4 protein-coding genes are annotated in these 10,094 nt (G+C 33.6%); all 4 read right to left on the bottom strand.

Features of this window, described 5'->3' with window-relative positions:
- Positions 1-54 precede the first annotated feature (54 nt).
- Complete coding sequence (locus VLC96_RS04290; RefSeq protein ID WP_325260827.1) at positions 55-1,767, bottom strand: SusD/RagB family nutrient-binding outer membrane lipoprotein; 1,713 nt, start codon at positions 1,765-1,767, stop codon at positions 55-57.
- A gap of 10 nt (positions 1,768-1,777) precedes the next feature.
- Positions 1,778-4,930 (bottom strand): SusC/RagA family TonB-linked outer membrane protein, encoded by a 3,153-nt coding sequence (locus VLC96_RS04285; protein WP_325260825.1) that lies wholly within the window; start codon positions 4,928-4,930, stop codon positions 1,778-1,780.
- A 508-nt stretch (positions 4,931-5,438) separates the two neighbouring features.
- A complete protein-coding gene (locus VLC96_RS04280; protein ID WP_325260824.1) occupies positions 5,439-6,905 on the bottom strand; it encodes a SusD/RagB family nutrient-binding outer membrane lipoprotein in 1,467 nt (488 codons plus the stop codon).
- Between the two features lie 4 nt (positions 6,906-6,909).
- The coding region (locus VLC96_RS04275) for a SusC/RagA family TonB-linked outer membrane protein (protein ID WP_325260823.1) at positions 6,910-10,094 on the bottom strand (3,185 nt) is incomplete at its 5' end.

The raw sequence follows: 10,094 nt of genomic DNA, 5'->3' as shown, positions 1-10,094 counted from the left end.
GACAGAATCAGAATGGCTATATATTTGATTTTTTTCATGTTCTTTTGATTTTAGTTATTTTGACCAAAATATTTTATAAGTTCCAGGATTTTTTTGAGCTGGCGCATTTTGATTAGAGTTTAATTCATTTTGCGGCCAATAAAAAGATTGTTGAAACGGATTATTTTGAACGGTTTGAGAATCATTTAATGGAAAACCATCTCCATTATTTAATTGATACTCTTTGGTTGTACTCAATGGATTTGCCAAAACAGGATATCCTGTTCTTCTATAATCAGTATATTGGTCCATAGGATCACCATATGTTGCCACCCATTTTTGCGTCATAATTATCTCTAATTTTTTATCAGCACTAGCAGCCGTAAATTCTGTTATTATATTGTCGATAAAAGTGGTAACAGCTGGTGAACCTACTAATACAGGTATACTTTGAGTAGAGCCACTATTTTTAACTACTTGATCTACTTTAGCGAAGCTAGCCTCCAAAGCTTCACGTAGTTTTGCTGTAACATCCCCACTTAATTTTCCTGTTAGGATTAACTCAGCTTGAACATATAAAAATTCAGCATAAGTAAAAATTCTATGTGGTGCAACTCCTGTACCACTACCTGCGCTTAATGTGCTTAAACTGAAACCCTCACCGTCATCAAATCTTCCTCCAGTAGGGAAAATACCAGGATAAGTATATGAACTTTCAGCACTATGATCTCTGTCTGGTCCAGTACTACCAAATCGAATAGTAAAAAATCCTGTTGATTTGTCCCAATAATCTGCATTCGGATCTCCTGTCGCCTGATCACCTTGATCAGGAGGGAATTCGCCTGCTGTCAATTGGTTAAAGAAATAGTAAGGAATTCGAGGATCTGGATTATTTGTATGAATTGTTGGATTCATTCCTTTTAAAATTTCATAAAACCAGGGACTTTGATAAGTAGAAAATTGTGTACTGTTATAAGATTCAAGAAAATATGAATTTCTTTCATCGTTTGGAGTTTGATTTTTTGTGTGGACAAATTGAAAATCGTCTGCCAATGATGTGAAAAAATTATTTTCTGCAACTAATGCATTAAATCCAGCTTGATCAAAAATATCAGTTAGTCTAACTTGATTATATAGTTTTAGTTGGAAGGAGTTGGCAAATTTTATCCATTTGCTTGTATCGCCACCATAAAACAAATCGTCTTTGGCAGGTTTTTTTGCACCCGCATTTGAAGCAATATTTGTTTTAGCTGTTTTTATCAGAGCGAAAATAGCAGTGTAAATATCTTTTTGATTATCAAATTTAGGACTGATTACACCATCTTTTAATTTTATAGCTTCAGTATAAGGTACATCTCCCCACAAATCAACAGCAACAGACAGCAAGTAAGCTTTTTCCATTTGAGCAATTCCAACATACACTAAATCTCCAGATTCAGTCCCTTGTTTAATTAAGGTTTCTATGTCAGTCAGATTCAAATATAAAGCATCCCAATCGTTTTGCAAGTTGGCATTATCTGCTCTAACACCGTATTGATCTTGCTCTTCTCTTGCTGTTGTTTGATGTGTATAAACAGAAAGGAGAGTTCCTGTATAGTTATTAAAATCATTTATGTTTTTTAGACTTACTTGTGTATTTGTCAACAATAGATCTAATGGAGCAACTGTTGTTCCATCAGTGTCAGTATCAACATCGGTGTAATCGCTAGTACAACTTATAAAAAAAGTTGTAGTCAATAATAAAACAAAAATGTTTTTATTATTTTTTATTTTTTTAAAAAGTTCCATATTTTTCTTTTTAGAATGTTAAATTAAGTTTAATTCCAAATCGTCTTGCTGTTGGTGCTGCTGAAACTTCCACTCCTTGAACATTAGAGGATCCATAGCTAGTTGAATCAGGATCAAAATTAGTATATTTAGGAACGTTTGGAGCAAAATACCAAAGATTGCTTCCTATGAAACTTAGAGACATTTGTCCAAAAGGAGTCTTTTTAAGTAGATCTTGTGGCACATCATAAGTCAAAGTCACATCTCTTAATCTAAATACCGTTCCATCATATATATCAGCTTCATCAACACTATTAATTGCAAAAGTGTTTCCACCAGCAGGAGAGAAATACAATTCATTCATGCTAAGCTGTACTGTATTTGGAATTTTGTTTCCTGAGGCATCTAATAATGGTTTTCCATTACTATCTCCATAATATCCTGGAATAATATATGTTTTTTCTCTGTCTTGTGTATCTTTTGTAACACCTCTTCCTAATAAAGCCTCAATAGTTGATGAAGATATGTCTCCACCTTTTCTAAAGTCAAATTGAGCTCCCAGAGTGAAATTTTTATATTTAAATGTGTTTATAAAACTCATTTTAAAATCTGGATTAGGATCTCCAATAATTCCTGGTGTAGGATCAGCTATAATAGCCCCGCCACTTGGATTAATTAAAAAATTTCCTTGGTCATCTCTGGCAAATTTTGATCCATAAAACACCCCATATGGCTGTCCAACTTCTACATAAGCTGGTGTATTTGTTAGCAATGAAAATCTAGGCAAACCTTCTTTTAACTTAGTAACTGTATTATCGTTCTTAGTATAAGTGGTAAATAGTGTCCATCTAAAATCATTAGTTTTTATAGGAACAAGAGTTAATTCAATTTCAACCCCTTTGTTTTCCATAGCACCTAGATTTGTATTGTATTGAGAATATCCACTGGAACTAGGAACTGCAATTGGTGTAATTAAATTAGTTGAAGTTTTTTTATACAAGCTTAATCCTAATGCAATTCTTCTTTGGAAGAATTCTAAATCAGTACCAATTTCAATTTCTTCAGTAAATTCAGGTTCTACATGTTGGTCTCCCAAATCTGTTGGATTTCCAATTGTTGGGACTGAATTATAAGAATCACCCAAAACGAATGTTGCACTAGTAAATTCAGCTGGAGCATCTCTTCCCACTTTTGCCCAACCACCTCTAATTTTAGCGAATGTCAAAACGTTACTATCCAATTGTAGTGCATCTGTCAAAATAAATGAAGCACTTACTGATGGATAGAAATAAGATCTGTTTTCTTCTGGTAGCGATGAGCTCCAATCATTTCTTGCAGTAGCATTTAAAAATAAATAGTTTTTATAGGAGAATGTTACATCTGTAAAAATACCGGAACTTTTCTTTTCAAATCTTTCATCTTCAATATTTGAAATATTTAGTGTATTTGCAAAAGTAAAAACATTAGGTACTTTAAACTCTTTTCCATAGAATGTCAATGTTGAGTTTTTATTTTGCAGAATGTTGGTACCGACTATGGCTTTTAAACCGAAATCATCTGATAATTTGTAATCAAAGTTTACTAACAGTGTAGATTCAATATCTTCATTACTAAATTTATCATTTGTTAAAGATCCTACCCCGCCATCAGCTCTGGAATTAATATCACGTATTTGATTTCTATCTAGAGTATATTTATTCATACCGACTCTAAATGAAGCAGAAATATGTTCATTAAAAGTATAATTAAGATTAAGCCCGGAAACAATTCTATCCGTATGTGTTTTGATTTGATCATGTTTCCATGACCAAAGTGGATGGTCGAATTGTGTTCCGTTAGGTGTCACAGAAGCTCCTGTAACAGGATCTTCGTAAGGTAAATTAAAATCCCAGTTTCTCGCTAAAAATAAAGTTCTTGCAAATGAAGAAGATGCTCCGTCAAATTGATTTTCGCCAAAGAAACCACCAACTTGTTTAGTCGTTGAATAACTCATATTTGCACCTACTGTTAGCTTATTGGCTAATTTAAAATTTCCTCCCACTGAGAATGCTGTTCTGTCATAGGTGTTATAAGGAATATATCCATCTTGCGAGAGGTTAGATATTGTGGCATTAAAAGCACCATCTTCTCCCGTATAGTTAAATCCCGCAGTGTTATCTGTAATTGTTCCGGTTTTAAATAAATCTTTAACATTATCTGGATAGGCAACATATGGTACAGTCGGTCCAAATTGATCTGGAAATGAGGCTTTCAAACTTGGCCAGGTTGGGATTGTTGCCAATTGATCAAAACGAGGTCCCCAAGAACCGTTTGAATTTGAATAATTAAAGTTGGCACCAGCCCCGTATGTATTTTGATAATCGGGTAAACTAGAGATATTTTCGAAATAAGCTGCACTTCCTACATTAACACTTAGTTTTTGTGCTTTTTTTGAGCTTGGTGATCCAGATTTGGTGGTTATAACGATTACACCATTTGTAGCTCTTGATCCATAAAGAGCCGCTGCTGAAGTACTTTTTAATACGTCAACAGAAGCAATGTCATTAGGATCTAAACTTGATAAAGCTGATTCATATCCACCACCACCTGTTACTTGACTAGAAGTTGTAACTTGTGTATTGTCATAAGCTACACCATCAACAATTATTAATGGCTGGTTATTACCAGTGAAAGATGTAACACCTCTAATTGTAATTCTATTTGCCGCACCTGCTACTCCTGTTGAAACTCCTACATTCACACCTGCCACTTTTCCATTCAATGAACGTACTAAATCGGGTTCTGCATCACTGGTGATTTCTTCAGCTTTAATGGAGCTAACAGAATATCCTAAATCTTTAGGTTTTCTTTTAATACCGAAAGCAGTTACTACAACACTTTCCAATTGTGTTGCATCACTTGTTAACTTAACATTAACTGTTGTTGAGCTAGCTGATTTTTCAGTCGATCTCATACCAACATAGCTAAATACCAATATATCATTTGGTTTTGCATTGATAATGTATTTCCCATCGAAATCTGTTTGAGTTCCATTTTTTGTTCCTTTAACTAACACACTCACACCCGGTAAAGGCATGCCTGCATTGTCAGAAACAGTTCCTGAAACAGATCGTTCTTGCGCAAAGGTTAGTTGCGTCACTAGAGCTATGAAGAGCACTAGGAATCCATTGAAGTTTAGTTTCATCTTTTAGACTTTTTGAATTAGTATTGTAAAAATCTTAAATATCTGTTAATTAACCTAATACATATAATTCTTTTTTTTTATCAAGTCTAAAATTTAACATTATAACTAATCATTATGTTTATGTTATAAAATTTTATTACCATATATTTTAAAAATGAATTGGAGACCTTTTTTTCTTTTTTCTTTATATATTGAAAGATTTATTCCCTTTTTTTATGTTAATGTTTTTTTTTAAAGTAAATAATAATTTTTTGTTAAAGGCTAAAATTATTTCAATCACTATAAAATGATTATATTCTCTTTAAAAAGTCAATTATAAAGCGATATTTTAAAAAATATTTTTACCTTTTAATTAATAAGAAAAATTTTTCAAATAACTAAAAAAGGTTTTTTTATATTTTTTTCTTGTTAAAACGATACAACTAAACATTATGATTAGCTTAAGTTTATAGCAAAAAAAACCACCAGCTTTCGCTGATGGTTTTGAAATTATTTTTTTCAATGTTAATTAGTTAACATCCCAGAAAATATGAGTTTTTAATTTATCTCCACCAATAGCAGTAGATGCTGCTTCATAATTTGCACCGTTAACTGTTTGTTCATTAACTGGGTAATTTATCCTTTTTGGAACTTCACCTTCAGCTTCAGGATATGCATTTGCAGGAGCAATCAAGGCAGGGATATCTAATCTACGATAAGCTGTCCATGCTTCAAATCCTCTATTGTAAAATGCAATCCACTCTTGTTTAGCAATTTTATCTTTATCAGATCCTGATGCAGTTGCAAAAGCAACACTTGGGGTTAATAAATAAGCTGCTGCTTTATCTTTAATACCCCAATTTTCAAAAGAGGCAGTAATTGCTTGATTGTAATAATATTCAGCCGTATTTCCAACTGAAAAACCTTTTAAAGCAGCTTCCGCTAAATAAAAATTCACTTCAGTTGCTTCCATTAATAATGAAGGGAAATCTGGAGCTGTTAGATTAGGATTCACATGAGAAAAATTCACATAATTATTTGTGTAACCATATTTCCCTCCAGCATAAAGTCCAGAGCTTAATGGCGTAAAATACTTTTCTCTCCTAGGGTCATTTAATGTATTCATCGCATTTACTATCGTAGCTGCTGGAACAAAATCATTTCTGTTAGCTGCAACTAGATTTTCGTAAATAGGATTGTAATTTGGAGCAGAAACAGCATAATTAAATGATGCGTTATTTGCATTAGTTGTTATTACTCCACCGTTGTAACCACTTTCAATTGTGCTTTTTGCTAGTGTAGGATTCACATCAATAAGATTAACTCCTAGTTTTACCTTTAATGAATTTGCAAAAAGTTTCCATTTTGCTACATTACCTTTGTAAACAATATCACCAGTACTAAAAGATTTATTGTTTGTGTCTAAATTTGCTATAGCTGCATCTAATCGTGTAATTAATTTTGTATAGATTGTAGCTCCATCCTCATACTTAGGTAAAACAACTGTTTTTGGCTGTAATGCATCTGTATAAGGTACATCTCCAAACGAATCAACTATTATCTGATAGGTGTAAACTTCGAATATTTCTATAATAGCAAGTTTATTTTTTTGCTCACTTTGAAATTGCGCAGCAGAAACTCCTGTAGGAGCAACTTCAGTTGGAATAATTGCTTTTGCAGATTCTAAACCACCCAATACTGTAGCATATAAAATTCTCCAGTGACGATCAGGTATAGATCTGCTACTTATTCTGTATCTTGATTCCGTGGTGTACTGTGTTGCTGCTAAGTACTGAGGAAAATATCTAAAGATGGAACCTTCATTTACATTAGGGCTAGTCAATTGATCTGTTAGCGCTTTTTGAGAATTTGAAAATAAAGTAGCTGCGGGAACTTCATAAGCGGCATCCTTATTCTCATTATAAGAAACATCATCGCTTACACAACTTGTCATTAATAATGACAACATTGCTATTGAATATATTATTTTTTTCATTTTTTTAGAATTTTACTTTTATGTTAAAAGAATACATTTTAACTGATGGCATAACTCCAGACTGAAATCCTTGTATGTTACCTGCAGAAGTTCCAGCTTCAGGATCTGCATCCGGTAAATTTTTGTCAATAATCCAAACATTATTACCTATTAAACTGAATGACATGTCTTGAATAAAACTTTGCGCAAGATATTTTGATGGAAAGGTATAAGTTAATCCGATTTCTCTAAGTTTTACGTAAGAAGCATCATATACAAAGTTGCTATTTGGATTTCCAGAAACTCCAAAACCTACTCCGCTAGCTTCACTAGAGTCAGATGCATCTACACGAATTGTGTTCTTAACATAATTGCCGTTTGAATCTAGCATAACTCCTGGATTGATATATCCACCACCATCAGCTAAAGTGTTTCTAACAGGATTGCCTAAATCATTTATGTATGCAGTTTGAACTCCTAATCCTGTGTCTTGTCCGTATGCCTGATCAAGAGAGAAAACGCTTCCTCCTTTTTTGAAATCAACTAAAAAGTTAAAAGAAAAATCTTTGTAGGTAAGTCTATTTGATATACCACCTATCCATTTTGCTTGAATATTACCAATTATTTGATTTTCTTCAGTAACGTAATTTCCGTCTGCATCGACTATTTTGTTGCCATTAGGATCACGTGCTATTCCTTGTCCTCTGATGGCGCCATATTGTTCTCCAACAGTTGCGTTAAGGGTCACACTTTGATTCCAACTAGCCAATTGAAGATTTGTTCTTCCTTCGTTTAATGAAACAACTGTGTTTTGGTTTTTTGACCAGTTTAACATAACTTGCCATTGGAAGTCTTTTGTTTTAATTGGATATCCTCCCAAAACCACTTCAATACCTTTGTTTTCAAGTTCTCCAGCATTTACCTGTGAAAAGCTATATCCAGTTGAAGGAGATTGAGGCACGTTGAAAATTTGATCTACTGTATTAGTTTTGTAAACAGATAAATCAAGAGTTAACCTGTTGCTGAACATTGAAGTTTCCAGACCAGCCTCCCAGCTTTTTTGTGTTTCAGGTTTTAAATTTCTGAAATCAACATATGTAGCACTGTTTTGAAATAATGGATTTCCATTCAATAAACCATTATTGATTCTTGCACCAAGTAAACCAGCAGCTGGGTCATTTCCAACCTGCGCATAATTAAGTCTTAGTTTTCCCATAGATAACCAATCAGCTTTCAATACTTCTGAAAAAACAAAACTTGATCCGATAGAATAGTAATCATAAGTATTGTTGTCTACATATAGGCTAGTTGATTGATCACGACGATATGAACCTTCTAAGTATACAGTTTTGTTGTAGTCAAACGATGCTTGTGCATATAATCCTGATTTTTCAGAATTTATTTCGGTTTCTACAGGGGCAACAAATGTATTAGAATTTGCTAATGTATAAAGTCCAGGTTTAACAAGACCGCCAGTAGTTGAGCCGTTAAACGAATCAACATTTGATTTTACAAATGTTGCTCCACCTAATATTTTACCATTAACGGCAGAACCTAAGTTAAAATCGTACGTAGCTATAAAATCGTATGTTTGTTGAAGAAAAGCTCTTGTATATAATGAATATCCTGAAGATTCACTAATTTGACTAACTCCAAATTCTTCTGCATGACTTCCGATATTTTTTCTAAGCTCTTGTCTGTCATTAGAGTTGTCAATAGTTGCTCTACCTAATAAGTTGAAATGATCGGTAACATCATAGCTTATGTTTGCTCCTGCTGTGATTCTACGTCTACCATCACTTTCATAGTTTTCGTATCTGTCCCAATATGGATTATTCCAATAGGCGGGAGCTAAATTGCCTGATAATGGGTCACTCATATTCCAGGTAATATTATCATGATTTCTAAAATATTCCTGTTTTAATTCTTTTATGTCAACGTTAGTTTGCCACCATTGTCTAAATCCGCCTACAAAATTATCTCCGTAACCTAAACTATTTCTTCCTATAGTATTTTGGTCAGTAAAGGTAAAGAAAGCTCTTGCAGTTAATTTATCACTTAAATTTCTAGAGAAATTTCCACTAAGTACGTTTCTTTTAAGGGAACTGTTTGGCAAAACCCCTTTATCAGAATTATTGGTTATGCTTAAGTTAAAAGCATTTTTGTCATCTCCTCCATTAAGGTTCAAACTGTTTACAGTGTTGAATGCTTTTTCGAAGAAAGTGGTAGGGTCATTTTCTGCTGCAACCCATGGAGTTGCCTTTCCAAAATTAGGATTTCCTGGAGCAAAAGCATTCCAATTGTATGCTGGTTGACCATCAAAAGCATTTCCATAAGAAATATCGTATCCGGTTGGTACAACTCTGTCATCAACACCATCGCCGTCAACATCTGTATAAGTGAAGTTGTCGTGACCATCATAACCACCGCCACCATATTGTTTTTGATAGTGAACGAAAGTAGATTTATCAATTACTCCAACTGAGGCAGTTGTACTAAATGAAACCCCTATACCTGAATTTTTCTTTCCTTTTTTGGTAGTAATCATAATAGCACCGTTGGCAGCAGAACTACCATATAAAGCTGTAGCAGCGGCACCTTTAAGAACGTTTACAGATTCTACGTTATTAGGATCAATATCTGATGCGGAGTTACCGAAATCAAATCCATCTCTCCCTGTTTGAGTATCTGAATCATTTAAATTCGCATTGGCTAAAGGTACACCATCAACGACAATCAAAGCTTGATTATTTCCTGTGATACTTTTTGTTCCTCTTAATACGATGTTTGTCGATCCTCCAAAATTTGAATTGCTTCTAATTTCAAGACCTGCAACTTTTCCAGCAAGATTGTTTAGGAAATTTGTTGTTGGTGAAGTGTTAATAGCAGCAGCATCTAGTTTTTGAGATGCATAGCCTAAAGACTTCTTTTCTCTTGAAACACCTAACGCAGTAACTACTACACTCTCTAATTGTGTTGCATCACTTGCCAATTTAACGTTTAACGTTGTAGAGCTTGCAGATTTTTCAGAACTCTTCATTCCAATATAACTAAATACCAAAACATCGCTTGGTTTTGCTTGGATGGAATATTTTCCATCAAAATCTGATTGAGTTCCATTTTTTGTTCCTTTTATTAATACACTCACACCTGGTAATGGCATGCCTGAATTATCAGAAACAATTCCTGAAACAGATCTTTCTTGCGCAA

The sequence above is a fragment of the Flavobacterium sp. genome (assembly GCF_035456085.1).
In the GTDB taxonomy this organism is placed as follows: Bacteria; Bacteroidota; Bacteroidia; order Flavobacteriales; family Flavobacteriaceae; genus Flavobacterium.
Note: the sequence above shows the minus strand (reverse complement) of the source record. Positions and strands in the feature narration are given on the sequence as shown.